The 18,650-nt window shown below is 61.9% G+C and carries 15 protein-coding genes; 2 read left to right on the top strand and 13 right to left on the bottom strand.

The window, feature by feature from the left end; all coding sequences use genetic code 11:
- Positions 1-189: 189 nt before the first annotated feature.
- The 8 genes from C9I57_RS20435 to C9I57_RS20400 all read right to left on the bottom strand — a co-directional run bounded on the left by C9I57_RS20435 (position 190) and on the right by C9I57_RS20400 (position 8,232).
- Positions 190-1,005: a 2-oxo acid dehydrogenase subunit E2 gene (locus C9I57_RS20435; protein ID WP_107152455.1), complete on the bottom strand. Its 816-nt coding sequence runs from the start codon at positions 1,003-1,005 to the stop codon at positions 190-192.
- 51 nt (positions 1,006-1,056) lie between these two features.
- Positions 1,057-1,287, bottom strand: coding sequence for a biotin/lipoyl-containing protein (locus C9I57_RS20430; protein WP_102606963.1), 231 nt, complete (start codon positions 1,285-1,287; stop codon positions 1,057-1,059).
- Between the two features lie 44 nt (positions 1,288-1,331).
- Positions 1,332-2,324, bottom strand: a complete 993-nt coding sequence (locus tag C9I57_RS20425; protein WP_107152454.1) for an alpha-ketoacid dehydrogenase subunit beta — start codon at positions 2,322-2,324, stop codon at positions 1,332-1,334.
- Complete coding sequence (locus C9I57_RS20420) at positions 2,321-3,307, bottom strand: thiamine pyrophosphate-dependent dehydrogenase E1 component subunit alpha (RefSeq protein ID WP_107152453.1); 987 nt, start codon at positions 3,305-3,307, stop codon at positions 2,321-2,323. Before C9I57_RS20420 ends, C9I57_RS20425 begins: the two co-directional genes overlap by 4 nt.
- A 16-nt stretch (positions 3,308-3,323) precedes the next feature.
- The gene (locus C9I57_RS20415) at positions 3,324-5,033 is read right to left on the bottom strand and encodes an FAD-dependent oxidoreductase (protein ID WP_107152452.1); all 1,710 of its coding nucleotides are present in this window, start codon (positions 5,031-5,033) and stop codon (positions 3,324-3,326) included.
- Complete coding sequence (locus C9I57_RS20410; RefSeq protein WP_107152451.1) at positions 5,033-6,391, bottom strand: aromatic ring-hydroxylating oxygenase subunit alpha; 1,359 nt, start codon at positions 6,389-6,391, stop codon at positions 5,033-5,035. Before C9I57_RS20410 ends, C9I57_RS20415 begins: the two co-directional genes overlap by 1 nt.
- A gap of 156 nt (positions 6,392-6,547) precedes the next feature.
- Positions 6,548-7,480 carry an electron transfer flavoprotein subunit alpha/FixB family protein gene (locus tag C9I57_RS20405; protein WP_107152450.1) on the bottom strand — a complete coding sequence of 311 codons (933 nt, stop codon included), beginning with the start codon at positions 7,478-7,480 and terminating at the stop codon, positions 6,548-6,550.
- A gap of 2 nt (positions 7,481-7,482) precedes the next feature.
- Positions 7,483-8,232, bottom strand: coding sequence for an electron transfer flavoprotein subunit beta/FixA family protein (locus tag C9I57_RS20400; RefSeq protein ID WP_107152449.1), 750 nt, complete (start codon positions 8,230-8,232; stop codon positions 7,483-7,485).
- 137 nt (positions 8,233-8,369) lie between these two features.
- Here C9I57_RS20400 and C9I57_RS20395 point away from each other — a divergent pair, with 137 nt between their 5' ends.
- On the top strand, positions 8,370-9,380 hold the full coding sequence (locus C9I57_RS20395) for a zinc-dependent alcohol dehydrogenase family protein (protein WP_107152448.1): 1,011 nt from the start codon (positions 8,370-8,372) through the stop codon (positions 9,378-9,380).
- 29 nt (positions 9,381-9,409) lie between these two features.
- On the top strand, positions 9,410-10,192 hold the full coding sequence (locus C9I57_RS20390; protein WP_107152447.1) for an SDR family oxidoreductase: 783 nt from the start codon (positions 9,410-9,412) through the stop codon (positions 10,190-10,192).
- Positions 10,193-10,257: 65 nt separating this feature from the next.
- On the opposite strand, the gene C9I57_RS20385 is transcribed toward C9I57_RS20390, so the two are convergent.
- The 5 genes from C9I57_RS20385 to C9I57_RS20365 form a co-directional block, all read right to left on the bottom strand.
- Positions 10,258-12,729 (bottom strand): efflux RND transporter permease subunit, encoded by a 2,472-nt coding sequence (locus C9I57_RS20385; RefSeq protein ID WP_107152446.1) that lies wholly within the window; start codon positions 12,727-12,729, stop codon positions 10,258-10,260.
- Positions 12,730-12,752: 23 nt separating this feature from the next.
- On the bottom strand, positions 12,753-13,802 hold the full coding sequence (locus tag C9I57_RS20380; protein WP_181321894.1) for a WD40/YVTN/BNR-like repeat-containing protein: 1,050 nt from the start codon (positions 13,800-13,802) through the stop codon (positions 12,753-12,755).
- A gap of 190 nt (positions 13,803-13,992) precedes the next feature.
- Entirely contained in the window at positions 13,993-15,459 is a 1,467-nt protein-coding gene (locus C9I57_RS20375; RefSeq protein WP_258187743.1) for a DUF1329 domain-containing protein, read from the bottom strand.
- Positions 15,395-17,035, bottom strand: a complete 1,641-nt coding sequence (locus C9I57_RS20370) for a DUF1302 domain-containing protein (protein WP_107152443.1) — start codon at positions 17,033-17,035, stop codon at positions 15,395-15,397. Before C9I57_RS20370 ends, C9I57_RS20375 begins: the two co-directional genes overlap by 65 nt.
- Before the next feature lie 374 nt (positions 17,036-17,409).
- Positions 17,410-18,636, bottom strand: coding sequence for a cytochrome P450 (locus C9I57_RS20365; protein WP_107152442.1), 1,227 nt, complete (start codon positions 18,634-18,636; stop codon positions 17,410-17,412).
- Positions 18,637-18,650 lie beyond the last annotated feature (14 nt).

Genomic DNA, 18,650 nt, shown 5'->3' with positions numbered 1-18,650 from the left:
CCAAGGAGGCTGAGCGCCCCCCTGGGGGGCAGCGAACAAAGTGAGCGTGGGGGTCGTTTCATCTCAGCCTCCGCCGGGCCGCCCCAAGGAGGCTGAGCGCCCCCTCGGGGGGCAGCGAACAAAGTGAGCGTGGGGGTCGTTTCATCTCAATCCCGTCGTTGTGTTTTTCACACCGCGCATTGGACCGCCTCAGCCTGCGAGCGCCTGCGGGTCCGCCAGCGCGGTTCCAATGAACGCGGTGAAACGCGCCGCGTCCGCGCCGTTGATGACCCGATGGTCATAGCTGAGTGAAAGAGGAAGCATCTTGCGCCAGCTGACGCCGCCGTCTTCCGCCGGCGCGGCCGCGAGCCGCGTCTTGGTCACACCGAGAATCGCCACTTCCGGCGCATTGACGATAGGCGTAAAGCCGGTACCGCCGAAGCCCCCCAGCGAACTGATCGAAAAGCAGCCGCCCGACATTTCCGCCATCGATAGTCCCTTTTCGCGCGCTTTCAGCGAAATCGCCGCGAGTTCGGCCGCGAGGTCTTCGACACTCTTTTTGTCGCAATCGCGCAGGACCGGCACGAGCAATCCAAAGCGGGTATCCACCGCGACTCCGATGTGGAAGTACTTCTTGAGCACGAGGTTTTTGCCGTTGCCGTCGAGCGACGCGTTGAATTGCGGAAACTCCCGCAACGCGCGCACGACGGCCTTGATGAGGAAAACGAGCGGCGTGAGCTTTACGGCCGCGTTCGCCTCATTGCGCGCTTTTCGATAGCTTTCGAGCGTCGTGATATCCGCGTCGTCGTGGTGGGTGACATGCGGAATCGTCAGCCAGTTGCGCGACAGGAAAGCCCCGGTCAGCTTTTGAATGCGCGACACCGGCTTGACCTCGATCTCGCCATATTCGGCGAAATCGACCTGCGGCCAAGGCGGCAAATTCGCGCCGATTGCGGGGGGCGCGGGCTCGCCGGGTCCGGCATTCGCATCGGCCTGCTGCCGGTTGGCAATGGGTTCGACATTCATTGCGGATGCCTCTTCGAACAACGGTTGACTAGGATGACGGCCCGTGGCCGGTCAGACGATTTCCGCCAGCAGCGTGCCGACGGGATACACCTCGCCAACTTGAGCAACGATCCGCAGCGTGCCCGACGCCGGCGATTCCACTTCCTGAATCGATTTATCGCTTTCGAGCGCGTAGAGAATCTGCCCTTCACTGACGGTTGCGCCGTCTTCCGCCAGCCATTCGGCCAGCGTTCCTTCGTTCATCGAAAAGCCCAGTTTCGGAAGCAGAACTTGTGTGGTCATGACCTTGCCCTATTGACAATGAAAACGTTGGCTGCACGCCGCGCTCATTTCAGCGTGGCTCGCACGGCCGCCTCGATGTCCGCCACGCCCGGAACGAAGGCGTCTTCGAGCGGCTTGGAGAACGGCACCGGGCAGAACTGTGCGCCCACGCGCTGCACGGGCGCCTTCAGCTCGCGGAAAAGGGCTTCGTAAACGCGCGACGCGATTTCCGCGCCCACACCGAACGGCTTGACTGCCTCGTGCACGACAACGGCGCGCCCTGTCTTCGCGACCGAGGTCAGGATTGTTTCGGTGTCCAAAGGCGCGATGGTGCGCAAATCGATGACTTCGCAGGCGATGCCGTCCTGGGCAAGCGCCTCGGCGGCCGCCATAACTTCCTGCACGCGACGGCTGTAGCTGATCACCGTCACGTCGGTGCCCGCGCGCACGACGTTGGCCTTGCCGAGCGGAATCGCGACGCCGCGCTCCGGCGCGTTGCCTGGGTTCCAGTAGGTCGGCATGTTCTCGATGAAGAGACACGGATCGTCGTCCCGGATGCACGACAGCATCAGGCCATAGGCGTCGGCCGGGTTCGACGGCGCAACGACCTTGATGCCGGCGATATGCGCGAACCAGGCCTCGAGGTAATCCGCGTGCTGCCCCCCAGTGCCGAATCCCGCGCCCGTCATCGTGCGAATGACGATGGGTACGTTTGTCTGGCCGCCCGACATGAAGCGGAGTTTCGCGGCGTGATTCACGATCATGTCCATTGCAACGGTCGTGAAGTTCATCAACATGATTTCGGCCACGGGACGCAGGCCGACCATCGACGCGCCGATCGCTGCACCGATAATCGCCTGCTCCGAGATCGGTGTCGAACGCACGCGCGACGTCCCATACTTCGTCGACAGTCCCTTCGTCACGCCGACAATGCCGCCTTCCTGACCGTCGGCGATGTCTTCACCCAGCACGATGACGTCGGCGTCCGCGGCCATGGCGTCGTCGAGCGCGTAATTGACGGCCTGGATCGTGTTGATGTTGGTGGGCATCTGGGTCATGCGAGCACCTCGTCCTTAAAGATGTCGCGCCGAAGCTCCGCAACATCGGGATATTCGCTCGACAGCGTGAATTCGACTGCGGCGTCGATCTGCGCTTCGTGATCCGCTTCGATCGCCGCCAGTTGCGCTTCGGTTGCATGTTTTGCGTCGATGAGCCACTGTCGGAACAGCGGCACCGGATCCTTGGCAATCCAGGCCGCCTTCTCGTGCTTGTCCATATATGCGTCGGCATCGCCGAACACGTGGCCGTGAAAGCGGAACGTGTTCGCTTCGATGAGCGTCGGGCCGCCTCCGTTGCGCGCGCGCTCGACGGCATCGCGCGCCGCCTTGTGCATCGCGATCGGATCGTTGCCGTTCACAGTCATGCCCGGCATCTGGTACGCGACGGCGCGCTGGGCGATATTGGAGACGGCGGTGCCATAGGCGTATTTGGTGTGCTCGGCATAGCCGTTGTTCTGGCATACGAAAATCACCGGCAGTTTCCAGATCGAGGCCATGTTCAGCGATTCATGGAAGGCGCCGATATTCGACGCGCCATCGCCGAAATAGGCCACGGCCACGCGCGGCTCGCCTCGAATTTGCGCCGCGAGCGCAAGACCGTTCGCGATCGGCATCGAACTGCCCACGATGCCCGTGGTGACCATGACGCCGGAGGCGGGATGAGTCACGTGCATCGGGCCGCCTTTGCCCTTGCAGGTGCCCGTCACGCGCCCTCCGAGCTCGGCCCAGAGTTGCTTGAGCGGCACGCCCTTGGCGATCATGTCGTGAACACCGCGGTAAATCGTGCAAATGTAGTCGTCGTCGGTGAGACACACCGACATGGCCGAAGGGATCACTTCCTGGCCCCGCGGCGAGTAATACGGCATCACGAGCTTGCCGGACTTGATGACGGCACGAAAGCGCTCATCGTTCTGCTTGATGAGTGCCATCCGCCGGTACATGTCGATCAGGACTTCCCTGCTGGGCGGCTCATAGGCGTTCATTCGTCACTCTCCTCTGTCACCAGATCTTGTGCGCGCCGCTCGCATGGAGCGCCGCGATGTAACCGAACACGAACGACGCGCCGATGCTGCTGCCGGCACCGGGGTAGCAACGTCCGACCACGGACGCTGTGCAGTTACCGGTGGCGTACAACCCCGGAATGTGCGAACCGTCCTCTTTGAGCACGCGGGCGAATTCGTCGGTCACCAGACCGCCTGCCGTCCCGACGTCGCCGGGGTACATGCGTACGGCGTAGAAGGGGCCCTCCTCGATCGGCCCGAGGTTAGGGTTCGGCTTGATCGTCGGATCGCCGTGACAGCGGTCGAAGGCTCGCGAGCCGCGGCCGTAGTCTTCATCGACGCCGGTCTTGCAAAAACCGTTGAAGCGATCGACCGTTTGAAGCAGACCGGCACGGTCGATATCGCATTTCGCCGCGAGTTCGTCGAGGGTATCGGCCTTGATCATGTAGCCGCTGTCGAGCCATTGCTGCGGGACCTGGCCCGGCATCGCCGTGCCCCACGGGTAGTACTTGCGCTGGCGGCTGTCCATGACGACCCATGCCGGCACCGCCTTGCCGGTCTCCTTGTGGCGCTGGTACATGCGTTGGCCGATTTCCATATAGGCGCCCGCCTCGTCGCAGAAGCGCTTGCCGTCTTGATCGACCATGATCGAAAACGGCAGGGAGAGATCGAGGTGATGCATGAACGGCAGCGGAGAGCCATCGGGCGCGCGTGCGCCTTCCGGCAGCTCCTCGTTGGGTCCGAGCGACGTCACGACCCACCACGCTTCCTCCATGCAATCCACCGCCCCGCCGAGGGCGATGGCGGCTTCGAGGATTTCGCCGGTGTCGCCCGGATTCGCATTCGTCCAGTCCGCCGACGACGGCTGCGGCTGATATTTGCGCCGCATTTCCGCGTTGCGCGAAAAGCCGCCCGTGTTGAGGAGCACGCCCTCACGCGCGCGCACCCGCAATTCGCGGCCGCTGCGGACGGCAATGACGCCCGTCACTCGCCCGTCCTCGACGATGAGCTCGCGCACGGGCGTATCTGTCCAAATCGGCACGTTCGCGCGCAGCGCCATCTGCAGCATGCGCCCTTGAATCGCGGCGCCGTTCGAGACGAGCTCCTTGCCGGTGAGCTTCTGATAGAGCATGCGCCCGCCCAGTTGCATGGCCTTGCGCTTGCCCCCCCACGTGCGCTTCATGAGAAAGAGCTGCGGGTACTCGTTCGAGTTGGCCGGCATCGCCGGGCCTTTGTAGCGCGACAGGCGCGGCCCCCACTCGCCCAGCTCTTTCAGGTCGAAGAGCTTCGCCAGCAAAGAACGGCCACGCGGTTCGCCGCCCGGCAGCGTGTCGTAGTAGTCCGACCAGCCATCGGCGTATTCGAACTGCATGCCGTGCTGTTCGAGAAACTCGGCCATGATTGGGCCGGTGCGCAAATATGCTTCACGCCGCGCTTCGGAGGTGCCCGGACCTCGATACGTCACCGCGGCATCGAAGTACTGGCGCGCGCGCTCATACGAATCGCTCACGCCGTGCCGCTTCATCACGTGATTGTTCGGCAGCCACCAGACACCCCCCGAATAACCGGTCGAGCCGCCCACCTTTGCCTGCTTCTCGATGATGAGCGCTTCCTTGCCGGCCGACCTGCAGGCGAGCGCCGCACACATCGAACCGCCACCGCTGCCGACCACCACGAAATCGTAGGTTGCGTCCCAGGTTGCCGACATCACTCCTCCTGCGCGATGAATTCGCGCAGCGCGCGATGGAAGTTCGACACCGACGTTTCCTGCAACGGATTCGTGCGCGATCCCTTGAAGCCGCGCGACTTCATACCCTGCTGCACGTTCGTCATGTTCTGGAAGTCCTGCCACAGAATCAGACCGAAGTTTTCGAGCGCGTTTTGCTTCCAGTCGTCCACGCCGTAGTAGAACTCACGCGTGAGCGGGGGCTCCGCGCCCGGCGCGAAACGCTGCAGCGACCATATGTCGTAGATGCAGGAATCAGGATTGTCGCCATCCGGCCGCGCGCGATAGAAGAGCGCGCCGTCCGGGTACGGCAGAAACACGAGGTTCGGGAAGACGTGCCAGTCCGCGCCCGCGCGGCCCAGTTGCTCGAAGGAGATTTCGGGCCAGCCAGCGCCCTCGGCAACGGCCGCTTCGCGCTGGAATTCCATCGCTTTCGCGAGCACTTCGAACTGGTTGCCCGACGGCGACATCTCGTGCATCAAGCGCTTCGCCGCTTCGCAGTCGCGCGCGGTGTTGATGGCCTTCAGCGTCTCTTCCATGACACGGAAGAAGTTCACGAGCCCCTGGCGCACATCTTCCGGCATGGGCTTACCGGTTCGGGGCGACGGCGCGCCGATCATGCGCGTAGCCGTCGAATAGCCGAACATCCCATGGCGGCCATAGGCGAAGCTTCGCGTCACGTCGTCGCCCGCCACGTCGAGCAGTTGCGGATGCGTTGCCGCGACGTGATAGCCCTCGTTGAACGCTTCGAGCGCGACCTTCCAGTTGCAAGGCAGGCGAATCGACTTGTACCAGCGGTAACGCATCTTCTCGAACTCGAAGCAGTTCGTGATTTCGGGCACCGGGTCGAGAAATTTCGCGAGCGGCTCGGCGCCGGGGTCCATGTTGATGAACACGAAGCCACCCCATGTGTCCACCAGGACGGGCGTGAGCCGCAAGTCGCCATCGGTCATCTCGGGGCAACCGGCCCAGTCGTCGCGGTCGAGCACGCGCGCCACGCTGCCGTCGAGATTCCACTGCCAGCCGTGATAGGCGCAGTGGAACTTTGCCGCCTTGCCGCAACCGTTCGTCAAACGGCGCCCACGATGTTGGCAGACGTTGAAATGAGCCTTGATTTCGTCCGCCGCCGTGCGCACCACGATGATCGACTCGCCGGCCACATCGAAGGTGACGTAGTCCCCGGTGTTCGGAATTTCCTCGAGACGGCAGGCGACTTGCCAAACGCGCGGCCACAGGCGCGCGTTCTCCCGCTCGAGGAATGACTTCGACAGGTAACTGTCCTTCGGGACAAAATCGACGCGGACCGTGTGCTCCCCCGGGTTGGGACCTCTGTTACCCATTGATATCTCCTTCGTGATATGGCCGGCGTACGCGCCAGTTCCGACTTGTTATGTGCTGACCGAGATCGGAGCCAATATGCAACTATCGGTCCAATTTGCATGAACGGCGTTCAGATGCTAGGCTTCCCCTCGGAGCGATGTCAATCCGTGCGAACGTCAATCGAGCGCCGCGGTCAGCGCCGGCACGGCTTCGAAAAGGTCGGCCGCCAGTCCGTAGTCGGCTACCTGAAAGATCGGCGCCTCGCTGTCCTTGTTGATCGCGACAATGACCTTCGAATCCTTCATGCCGGCGAGGTGCTGAATGGCCCCGGAGATGCCCACGGCGATATACAACTGCGGCGCGACGATCTTGCCGGTTTGACCCACCTGATAATCGTTCGGCACGAAGCCGGCGTCCACGGCCGCGCGTGACGCGCCGACCGCAGCGCCGAGCTTGTCCGCGAGCGCGTCCAGCAGCTTGAAGTTTTCGCCGTTGCCCATGCCCCGGCCGCCCGAGACCACGATGCTGGCCGCCGACAGCTCGGGACGGGTCGACTTCGTCAGTTCGTGGCCGATAAAACGGGCCCTGTCGAACGCCGGCGCGGGTGCAACCGCCCGTGACGGCGCGGCCGCGGCGCCCGTGGCCGCCGCCTCGAAAGCCGTCGGGCGAATCGTGACGACCTTGATTACGTCGGCGGATTGAACCGTCGCGAGTGCGTTGCCGGCGTAGATGGGCCGCACGAAGACATCGGGCGCCTTGATGGCGACCACATCGGAGATCTGCGCGCTATCGAGCAGCGCCGCCACACGCGGCATGAAGTTCTTGCCCACCGCAGTGGACGCGGCGATGACGTGCGTATAGCCGTTGGCCAGCGAAACGACGAGCGAGGCCAGGTTCTCAGGCAGTGCGTGCGCATAGTGGGGCGCATCCGCGACGAGCACTTCCGCGACGCCGGCGATATTCGCGGCTTGCGCCACCACGGCCGATGCGCCGTGGCCGGCGATCAGCACGTGAATGTCGCCGCTCACTGCGCCCGCGGCCGTAATGGCGCTCAACGTGGAGCGGTTGAGGCTTGCGTGGTCATGTTCCGCGATAACGAGAATAGTCATGATCAGATCACCTTCGCTTCGTTTCGAAGCTTTTCAATCAGTGCGGCAACGTCCGGAACCATCATGCCGCCCTTGCGCGCCGGCGGTTCGGTCACTTCCAAAACCTTCAGACGAGGCGCGACGTCGACAGCCAGTGCTTCGGGGCTCAGCGTCTCCATCGGTTTTTTCTTTGCTTTCATGATGTTGGGCAGCGTCACATAGCGCGGGCTATTCAGGCGCAAATCCGTCGTGACAACGGCCGGCAGATCGAGCGCGACGCGCTCTAACCCGCCGTCGATTTCACGCGTGACGGCCAGTTGCTGACCGTCCACTTCCACCTTGAACGCAAAGGTTGCTTGCGGCCAGCCGAGCAGCGCGGCGAGTTTTTGGCCGGTCTGGCCGGCGTCGTTGTCGATGGCCTGCTTGCCGAGCAGCACCAGTTGCGGGTTTTCGCGCGCGGCCACGGCGGCCAGCAGCTTGGCGACGGCGAGCGGCTGTAGTTCTGCCTCGCTTTGCACCAGCACGGCGCGATCCGCCCCCATGGCGAGTGCCGTGCGCAAGACTTCCTGCGATTGCGCCGTTCCCGCGGAGACCACGACGACCTCGCTCGCAATCCCCGCTTCCTTGAGGCGCACCGCCTCTTCCACGGCAATCTCGTCGAACGGATTCATGGCCATTTTGACGTTGGCCAGATCGACGCCCGAACCATCGGACTTCACCCGAGGCTTCACGTTGTAGTCAATGACGCGCTTCACCGCGACCAGTATCTTCAATTTGACGCTCCGAACGATTTACTGAACAATGTTCGGTATTCTGAACTTATCTTTTTACCGCTGTCAACGAGAAGAAAGAGAAAGGTGTCGCGCGCCAGAGGATTCGACGCCCTCGGTCAACACCAAGGAGGCAACAGGTGAAGCTTTATCGATGCGAGCGTTTTGAAGGCATTGCGGGTCTCGCGTTATGCGAGGAGCCCGATCCCCCGCCGCCCCGTGATCATCAGGTGCTGATTCAGGTGAATGCCAGTTCGCTGAATTTTCGCGAGCTGCTGCTGATGAACGGCGCGTTCCGCGACTGGATGGCGCCGAACTTCATCCCGGCATCAGATGGCGCGGGCGTCGTGATTGCCATTGGCGAACACGTGCGGCGCTTCCGGCCAGGGGACCGCGTCATGGCCAACTTTGCCGAGAACTGGCACGGCGGCGCGCGTCCGCGGCACGCAGACACATTGGGCCGCGGCGCTATCGTCGAAGGCATGCTTCGAGAGAAGGTCGTGCTGAGCGAGGAAGAACTGGTCGCCGTGCCGGATCACCTCTCCGACGAGGAGGCCGCTACGCTGCCTTGCGCGGCGCTCACCGCGTGGAACGCGCTCTGCCAGCACGCGCCGTTGCTGCCCGGCCAGAGCGTGCTCGTACAAGGCACGGGCGGCGTATCGATCTTTGCGTTGAAACTCGCGCGTCTGTTCGGTGCGCGCGTGATCGCCACATCGTCGAGCGATGCCAAGTTGAAGCGCCTCGTCGAACTGGGCGCCGACGCCACGATCAACTATCGCAAGACGCCGCGATGGGATGAGGCCGTGCTCGCGCTCACCGCAGGCCAGGGCGTCGACCTCGTCGTGGAGGTGGGCGGCGCCGCGACGTTCGCGCAATCCGTCGCGGCAACGCGGGACAGCGGGCGAATCAGCGTCGTGGGCATGCTGAGCGGCGCTCCCTCGCCCGGCGACGGATTCTTCATGCGGGGGTTGTCCATTGCAACGATTCGCGTGGGCTCGCGCCAGGACTTCGAGACCATGAACCGCGCCATCGGCCTGCACAAACTCAGGCCAGTCATCGACTCCGTCTACGGCTTTGCCGACGTGCCAGCCGCGCTGCGCCACCTCGAAAGTCAGCAGCATTTCGGCAAGATCGTCATTCGCCACCGATAGGCGGTTTTTCACAATTCGCAGAGGCAGTCATGAAGATGTTTTCACTCGAAGGACAAGTCGCCCTCGTCACCGGTGCATCACGCGGTCTTGGGTTTGCGATGTCGAGCGCGCTGTCATCCGCAGGGGCAACGGTCGTCCTCTGTGCACGCTCACGCGCCAATCTCGAAGCCGCCGAGGCGTCGATCCGCGAGGCGGGCGGCAACGTCGACATCGAGCCCTTCGACCTGACCGATCAAGCCGCGATCGGCAACGGCGTGCGCAACGTTCTCGCGCGTCACGGGCGCATCGATGTGTTGCTCAACAACGCAGGCATTTGCGAATGGAGCGATTTCCAGCAATCCACGCTCGAAATGTGGCAACGCACCATGCAGATCAACGTCACGGCAGCCTACCTGCTCGCGCAGGCCGTGTCGGGGCCGATGATCGAACGCGGGCGAGGTCGCATCATCAATGTGGGCTCGTACGTCTCGGTGCTTGGGCGCGAGAAATTGCAGGCCTATGTTGCCAGCAAACATGCGCTGGCGGGTCTCACCAAATCGCTCGGCGCGGAGCTCGGACGCCACGGAATCCTCTGCAATGGCATCTGCCCCGGCTACTTCATGACCGATATGGCTGAACCCGTCACCTCGAATGCGCAGATGAAAGAAATCGTCCGCTCGCATGTTTCCGTCGGACGCTGGGGACGCCCCGACGAACTCGGGGGCGCGGCGGTATTCCTCGCCTCCGAAGCGAGCTCCTATATGAACGGCCACATGCTGATGATCGACGGCGGGGTCTCGGAGATCCTCAGCTTTTCGATGTCGGTCGTATAGCTGTGACGCGCTGCCTCGACAGCAAAGTGCTTTGCTTAGCGCATTAGCACATTAGCGCGGGCCGATTACACACCCTTCGATTTCTCGGCGGCGAGCGCCATGCTGTTTCCGACTGCGGCCCGTTCGGGCCTGGCCGAGGCCGTGCGCAGCAAGAAGTGCGACAGCGACGGGATCAGGACCAGCGCGCCGATCATGTTTCCGACGAACATGAAGGTCAGCAAGATTCCCATGTCAGCCTGGAACTTGATGGGCGACCACGCCCAGGTAACGACACCCGCGGCCAGCGTGACGCCCACCAGCGCCACGACCTTGCCTGTGAACTGCACGGCTCGACGGTATGCCTCGCGCAGCGGCAACCCGGCGCGCTGATAGTTGAGCTGCACGGACAACAGATAGAGTGCGTAGTCGACGCCGATCCCAACCCCCAGGGCGATCACGGGCAATGTCGCGACCTTGACGCCAATGCCCAGCATGACCATCAGTGCTTCGCACATGACCGATGTAATGACGAGCGGCACCAGTGCCACCACGGCGGCACGCCAGCTACGGAACGTGATCAAGCAAAGCAGGATGACAGCCGCATAGACCAGCAGCAACATGCGTTGATTCGCTTCCTTGACGACGATGTTCGTCGCCGCATCGATGCCTGCGGAGCCCGCGGCCAGCAGGAACTGATGAGTCGGGTTCTTGTGCGAATCCGCGAAACGCTGTGCCGCGTCGAGCACCCGGTTGAGCGTCGCCGCCTTGTGGTCAGTCAGGTATGCGATGACGGGCATCGTGTTACAAGCCGGGCTGATGAGATCGGGGCGATCGAGCAGCACCTGGAAGAGAGAGCGATTGAGGATCGCGGGCGTCCGGTTGATCGTGTACCACTTCGGATAGCCCTCGTAAGCGCCGGACGTGATCAGCCGAGTGAGCGATGCGGCCGAACTCGTGGTTTGCACGCCGCGCACATCTTGCAGTGCCATCTCGAGACGATCGACATCGGCCAGCATCTGATAGTGATCCGCATCGCAATTGGTCAACGACGATTTGCCGATCACGACGAACATATCGCTCGACAGGCCGTAGTGGCCATTGATGAACGCATTATCACGGTTGTAAAGCGAATCGGCCCGCAATTCCGGCGCCCCCGCATCCAGATCGCCGATTTGCAAGCGCTCACTGACGGCGAAACCTGCTCCCGCCAACAGCAGTGCCACCACAATCGCCCCCAAAGCCCAACGCCGTTCGGTGAAGCGATCCAGCACACTCCATAGTCTCGCGATACGCGAGCGGCCGCCTTGCTCGTCGGCCTCTTCGATCAGCGTGCGCTGCGCGGCCGCCGGGCTGACGCCAAAATACGAGAGCAATACCGGCAACAACAGAAGATTCGTGAAGACGAGCACACCTACGCCGATACTGGCGGTCAAGGCCAAGTCCTTGATGACCGGGATATCGATGATGGTCAGCACGGCAAAGCCCACCATATCGGCCATGAGTGCCGTCAGGCCGGCGAGGAAAAGCCGCCGGAAGGTGTATCGTGCTGCTACGTACTTATGGGTGCCACGCCCGACATCCTGCAAGATGCCATTCATTTTCTGGGCGCCGTGCGACACACCGATGGCAAACACCAGGAATGGCACCAGGACCGAGTACGGATCGATGACAAGCCCCAGCGCCGTGACAATGCCAAGCTGCCAGAGCACGGCGACGAGCGAGCATGCGACCACCAGAAACGTGCTGCGCGGGCAACGCGTATAGAAGAAGATCACGCAAAGCGCGATAGCCGCCGCGACGCCAAAGTAGGTCATCACTTGCTTCAGGCCATCGATCAGGTCGCCGATCAATTTGGCAAAGCCGACTATGTGGATGCGGACGTTGCCGTTTTGCTGGGCGCGCACCATGTCGTCGAGCAGGTGCGAGAGATGTGCATAGTTGATGGGCTGGCCCGCCGCGTCCCGCTCGAGCAGCGGCACCACGATCATGCTGGACTTGAGGTCATTGGCGACGAGCGAGCCGGTGATGCCGGCACGCGCGACGTTGCTTCGCAGCGCGTCGATCGACGCGGCAGAGCCGTTGTACGTCGACGGCATGACCGGGCCACCTGCATAGCCTTTTTCAGTCACGATATTCCAGCGCACCGCCGGCATCCAGATCGATTTCACCCACGGCCGGTCAACCCCGGGCATTAGGAAAACTGTATCGTTGATTTTCCTCAATGCCTCGAGATAGGCGGGATCGTAAATGTCTCCGTGCGTGTTCTCGACCACGATGCGCAGGCTATTGCCTAGCCCTTTCAAATCGCCCTTGTTTGCCACGTAGTTCCGGATATACGGGCTGGACTGCGGGATCATTTTTTCGAAGCTGGCGTTGATCTGCAGGCCGGTCGCCACCTTGAACCCAAAAAACACCGACAGCACAGCACACAACAGGATCAGCGCGAACCGATGATTGAACACCAGCCGCTCCAGCGCATTGCCGGAGTTGGCGTCGAACGCGGCGAGGTCCCGGACTACGGGCATGGAATTGATCTGCTCACTGCTGTTGCCGGCCATCTTGCGCTCCCCTCTCCCGCGGTTCACTTGAGTACAGCAATGTTTTTCACCCCGCCTGAACCGACGGCGACCAGGCCGCCACGCTCGAGGCTCGTACCGTCCCACAGTGACCACGGCGGACCCGGCACGTCTGCCGCGCTGAAGTTCGCGCCGCCGTCCGTGCTGACCAAGATACGGCCGTCCTGGCCGAGCAGCGCAAGCCGACCATCCGCGAGCCGCACGCCGCCGAGCAGACTCGATTCGTCAGGAATCCCAACTTTCGTCCAGGTCTGCCCGCCGTCGACGCTGCGCAGCGCATTGCCGCGCAAACCGTAGAGAATCATGTCCTCAGGTGTACCGAAGATGCCGAAAAAGCTGCCCTTGTAAGGCACGGTGAGCTTCACGAACTGCTGCGCGGCCGCATCGAAGCGCATGACGAGACCCTGCTCGCCGACGATATACAACGTGCTGCCGATCCTGCGTATCGCGTGCAGGTTCAGGGCATCCTGTTCGTTTTCGGTGCGGTCGAACCAGGGCGTCCAGCTCGCGCCGCCATCGTCAGTTCTGAAAATAACGTTGAACGAGCCGATGATGTAGCCGGTGCGCTCGTTGTCGAACCAAACCGACAGGAAGGGGCGTCCGGGGCCGTCATTGACAAAGCGTTTGGCTTCTTCGAGTGCGGCAGCGATCTTGGGGTTCGAGGGGTCCTGCTTTTCGTAGTAGGCCAACATCAGAGCAGCCGCCGATCTGCCGTCGAGTTGTTTGACCCAGGATGCCCCGCCGTCCGCGGTATGCAATACGATGCCGTCCTGACCCGTCGCCCAGCCTGAGCTTGGCGAAGCGAAGTACACGGCCACCAGGTCGGAACTCACCGGTGCGGGGGCTTGGCGCCAGCTCGCGCCATTGTCATCGGACAAGACGATCAGTCCACGCAAGCCGACAGCAACCAGCCGGCTCCCGGCATGCGCAACCGCAAGCAAAGGCGCCGTTCCGGCACGCGGGTTGGCCGCAGCCGGCGTGTCGATCGGATCGGCGAATGCCGCCAGCGACGGCTCGGCGACAGCCAGCGCGAGCGCGAGCAGTGCCGCGTTCAAACAGATACGGCGCATCATGTCTCCTGTCGATCAAAGTTAGCTTTAGCGCTGACTCTGGTCCCATGCAAAGCTGGCGCCCATCTCGGCACAGGCGGTGAGCAGCGGGAAAAAACCGTTGCATACCGCCCGTCGTGGGTTCTGCTGTCGACGACTCGCTCAGCTGAACGGGAGTGAGTCGAGCCGATCCGAATCAACGAATGCCGGTGGATTGCATCCGTTCAGGAGTGAACAAGCCGCTCGAAAAATCGACATTGAAGAAGATACCGGCGGTGTCCGAGGGATGACTGCCCAGCAGATAGACGCCGCTGTTAAAGTCGAAGAACCAGTTGCCGAGCGAATACGGGACCTTCATGTCATAAGCCGGCACCGTGTCCTCGAATCCGCCTCGATACAGCTTGCCTGCCTGGTCGTACGCGTCCATCATGCCGCCACCCAGATCCTCGTCCGTATAGAGGATCTTCTTGCTATAGAGATGCCGCGCGCCGGGTTTGAGCGTCAATTCGATCACGCGGACTCGATGCAGCTCCCAACGGATCTGATTGGCGTTCGGGAAATGCGGCGTCAGCATTTCCTTGTCCGGGACCGTGTATTCCCACTTGTACCCGTTATACGGAATATACATTTCCCGCGTACCCAGCAATTTGGCCTTCCAGCGATCCAGCTTGCCGTACATCAACTGGATGTCGTCCATGGTGATCACGCCCGAGTAGCCGGGATTGGGAGTGTCATAGGCGAGGTCGGGGGCAACGCGGGTGCGCCGCTGCCCCGGCGCATATTCCCACCCCGGCCAGTCGCGCGAACTCGACATGTAGTTCCAAAAGAGCGTCGTATCGCCCTTCAGGCGCGCGGGTGCGGCGTAGTCATTCTCGACCTGGTACCAGACACCGTCCGTTTTCTTGAACCCATCCCGACCCAACGCCGGATCGTAGTACGGAAAATAAAGGCTGCTCTTGAACGAGCCCGTCAGCACAGGATTGCCTGAACTGTCCATCAGCCAAGTGTTGACGAAGTTCTTATGCTTCGTGCCGACGAACCGCATGATGTAGTTGTAGAGCGCTTCCTCGCCCGTCTTTGGGATCGGGAATGGAACGCAGCCAAAGGCGTCCTCGATCTCCTGTCCACCATCCACCAGCTTCGCCTTGACTGCATTGATCTTGCAATTCTCACCGAACCAGGCGGGAAACGACACACTACGGTGCGTCGGATAGACAAGCATCTTGTAATCGGGATAGCGCTTGAAGAGTTCCTTGGAGGACTCGCTCAGCTTGTCCGCGTACTGCTGCCAGTTCTGAGCGGTGATCGTCAAAATCGGCTTTTCGCCGGCAAATGGATCGGCCCATTTGCCGCTATTCGGTTTGAAGTCCGCCGGAGGCTGGGAGATGCCGCCCGTATACGCCGGAATCTGGCCGTCCGCGCTGCCCGCCGCCTCTGCGCCGAAAACCGTGAGTTCAGTGCCGAGTTTCGCCGCTTCTTCCGCCGATACCGCCGCGTAGACATGGCAACCATAGGTGACGGCGATCGACGCAGCCGCCAGTAACTTTGCGATCTTCATGTGCGAATTTCCTGTGAAGTCCCGGGTGATCAGCATTTGTTCAGAGCGTGGTCTGGTAAGTGATGCCGAACCAGCCTTTATCCGAATAGGGCGCACCGTTGACATTGGTCGCCGTGCGCTTCCAGTTCGTGTAACCGGTGTAGGTCAAATTCACGATGTGCTTGTTGTAGATGGTGAATTGCAGACCCACCTGGTAGATGTTGCTGCCCTGGTTGCCGCCATCGACAGTCGGCGTATTGCCATGAATGTTCCATTGTACGAAGAGCGGCAGGTCGAGATCCACACCGGGGAACACCTGATTCCAGTGGGGTGTGAACGAAACACCGAACGTATAGAAATTCCTCGTCGCGCAACCGAGTGCTACCGCGTCGGACGCTGACGTGCACGCCGCGGAGTAACCCGGCGCGTTGAAGTTCTGCGCACCGGAGGTTACCTTGATCAGGTGCGCCGCAGCAATTTCCATCGCAAGCGGCGCCTCGTTCCAAAGGAAGGACTTGCCCAGGTAGGTCGTCGTATTGAGCAGCGCGTGCAGGGTATCGCCACGCGCCCCTTCGAGCGAGCCCGGCGAGGCACTGCCGGCCGACGACAAAGGCGTATTGCGGCGATACGAGACTTCGGCGCCGACCGCCGTGCCCGCAATCTGACTGTTGACGCCGATGCCGAGCAGTTGGACCTTGTTCGCGTAGATATCCTCGGTGGTGAAATTGGCCAGATTGAATTGATCGAACCACGGCGTCTTGTAAGTGAACCGTCGGTAGGTCAATTCAACGGTGCTCGAAAATTTTTCGAGGCGGTATTTGGCCTCCACACCGATGTCGCCTATGTCGCCTTGCGGTCCTTTGCGGTTGAAGATGGGAAAGGTCCCCGCGTACGCCGAGATCGGCGGACCATAGTTGATCGAATCCGACCCACCGAAATAGGTGCCGCCTTCAGGATACCGGTCCGGCAGCCATTCGAATGAGTAGTAGCCGCTCAACTGCAACTTGTTCGTCACCTGAGCGGAGGCGGCCACTTGCCCCGTGGGCAGTGATAATTCCTTCAGCGATGCCCCAGGGCTTTGCGTCGCCGCGATCAGGTTTTGCGGCGCCTGCGACACGGCGACCGAGTTCACACCGCCGACACTGCCGATGAGCGACTGCCCCCAGATTTGCGCGAGACGGCCTACCTTGATGTCGATCGGCACGTGACCCGCGTTGACGGTGGTGAAGACGAACGCGTCGCGCACTTCCGCAGACGGCCCGATGTAGTACTTCTTGATGTAGCCGGTGTAGTTGTTCCCCGGATAATTCGCGACATTCTGCAGACCCGGCGCGCTCTTGTCCTTGCCCGAATAAGCGGCGTCATACCAGCCCGCGATGCTGAAGCGGAAGCCGGTCGTGTCCTTGTACTTGAAGTCGAATTCGCTCGTGATGTCGAGCCGCGCGAGCATGGTCTGGTAACGCTTGAAGGTGTTGTCGCCTTCGTCGTAACTCGGGTTGTTCGCGATCGTCGGATTGAGCCCCTGTAGCCGCACACCATAGTTGGCGCGCAGCGTGGTGTCCAAGTCCATCTGGATGTCCGGATTCGGCGTGGTGATCGTAAACGCATGCGCCGTGCTTGCGAAGCCCCCGCACAGGCCAGCCAGCAGCATCGCTTCAAGGCTGCGCCTAAGCGCAACGCCGCCTTTCACAGTCGATTTCATCTTGTCTCCTCTGATTCGGAATCCACTCGGACGCGTCACTCTCTTTCCCGCGCATCTGACCGAAGCGTTTCAATCGGTGCGTCTTTTAGAATGTTGTTCAGCATCGTAAATGCGCCGTCGAGGGGGTGTCAATAGTGTTTTCCAGTAGAGAACCCTCGTCGCGCGGGCAGCAAGCGAGCTTCGCAGCGCAGGCCTTTGCGACTGTGGCTTGGTCAGTGGAAGCGCTGCGATACCGGGAGTGCGCGTGCTGCGCACTAAGCGGGGCCCCCAAACAGGGCACCGAAAGAAAGCGGTGAGCGAGAGCGGCACGGCGCGGCTCGAGCGCGCCTTAAGCGCGCCTCGCCCGGCGCGCGAAACGGCTCGCCGCGCTAACGCTATTTCACCTCCCAGACCAGCGGCAGGTGATAGAGCGTGCCGTTCACGCCGCCGTGAACCCCTGCCTTCTCGCCTGGCTTGATCTGGAAATCAGGAATGCGCTTGAGCCATTCCTGCAGGAAGACCTTCAGTTCCACTCGGGCCAGGAACGAACCCGGGCAGCGATGCGGACCGTTGCCGAAGGTCGAATGAATCGGCGTGGGACGAGAGAAGTCCACGGTGAGCGGGTCGTCGAACTTCCTTTCGTCGAGGCCATGCAGCGTGGTCGGCATGACGATCATGTCGCCCTCTTTGAGCTGCACGCCCTTATATTCGAAATCGTGAGTGATGCGCCGTCCTTGGTTCACCACCGGGAAACGCCGCAGAAGCTCGTCGACGGCTTTTTGCGTCAGTGCGGGATTGTCGACGAGCTGCTTGCGGTGCGCGGGGCTACCGGCGAGGAAGCGTGCGATGAAGCCCATTGCGGAGGCGACCGTGTCCAGCCCGCCGATCAGCACGAGCCCGCACAGGCCTCTCACTTCTTCGTCGGTCAACGGGCGCCCGTCGATCTTCGAGTGGACGATCTTGCTGATAAGGTCGTCGCCCGGATTCGCGCGCCGTTCGGCGATCTTCACCCCCAAATACTGGAAGATCGCACCAAGCGCGGCGAGCTTCTCGTTGGCATCGGACGGCCGCACCATCTTGTCCGCCAGGCTCAACAGGTATTCACGATCTTCAGGCGGCAGCGCCACCATGTTCATGAAGATGCCGATCGGCAAATGCTGCGCAAAGCCCGAAACGAACTCGACCTCGCCCTTCGGGTAGAAATCCTCGATCAGTTCGATCGCCATTTCCCGCGCCTTCTCTTCGAGCTTGCTGATCGCTTGAGGCATGAAGGCGGGTGCAATCAGCGAGCGATAGGCCGTGTGCTGCGGCGGATCGAAGAAGATGGGCGCCAGCGGCTGATGCTCCACGAGCGGCACGGTCAGCTGCTTCGATGAGAAGTTCTCGTAGTCTTTCAGGATGTGATAGATATCGTCGCCGCGCGTCGCGATCCAGTGACCGCCGTTGCGCGGCGTCCAGAAGATGTCGGGGATGCCCTCCGCGTGCAGCTTCTTCAGCGAGAGGTGATAGTCGTCCGCGGCGCCCGGCGGATCGTAGATATCCACATCGACCACCCGTTCGGGTGACACGTGTGCGGGGATCGGTGCCCGTTCTGACGTGCTGGCGTGACTGGCTGCTGACATAGGGTGTCTCCTTT

It is taken from the genome of Trinickia symbiotica, assembly GCF_003028655.1.
Lineage (GTDB): Bacteria > Pseudomonadota > Gammaproteobacteria > Burkholderiales > Burkholderiaceae > Trinickia > Trinickia symbiotica_A.
Note: the sequence above shows the minus strand (reverse complement) of the source record. Positions and strands in the feature narration are given on the sequence as shown.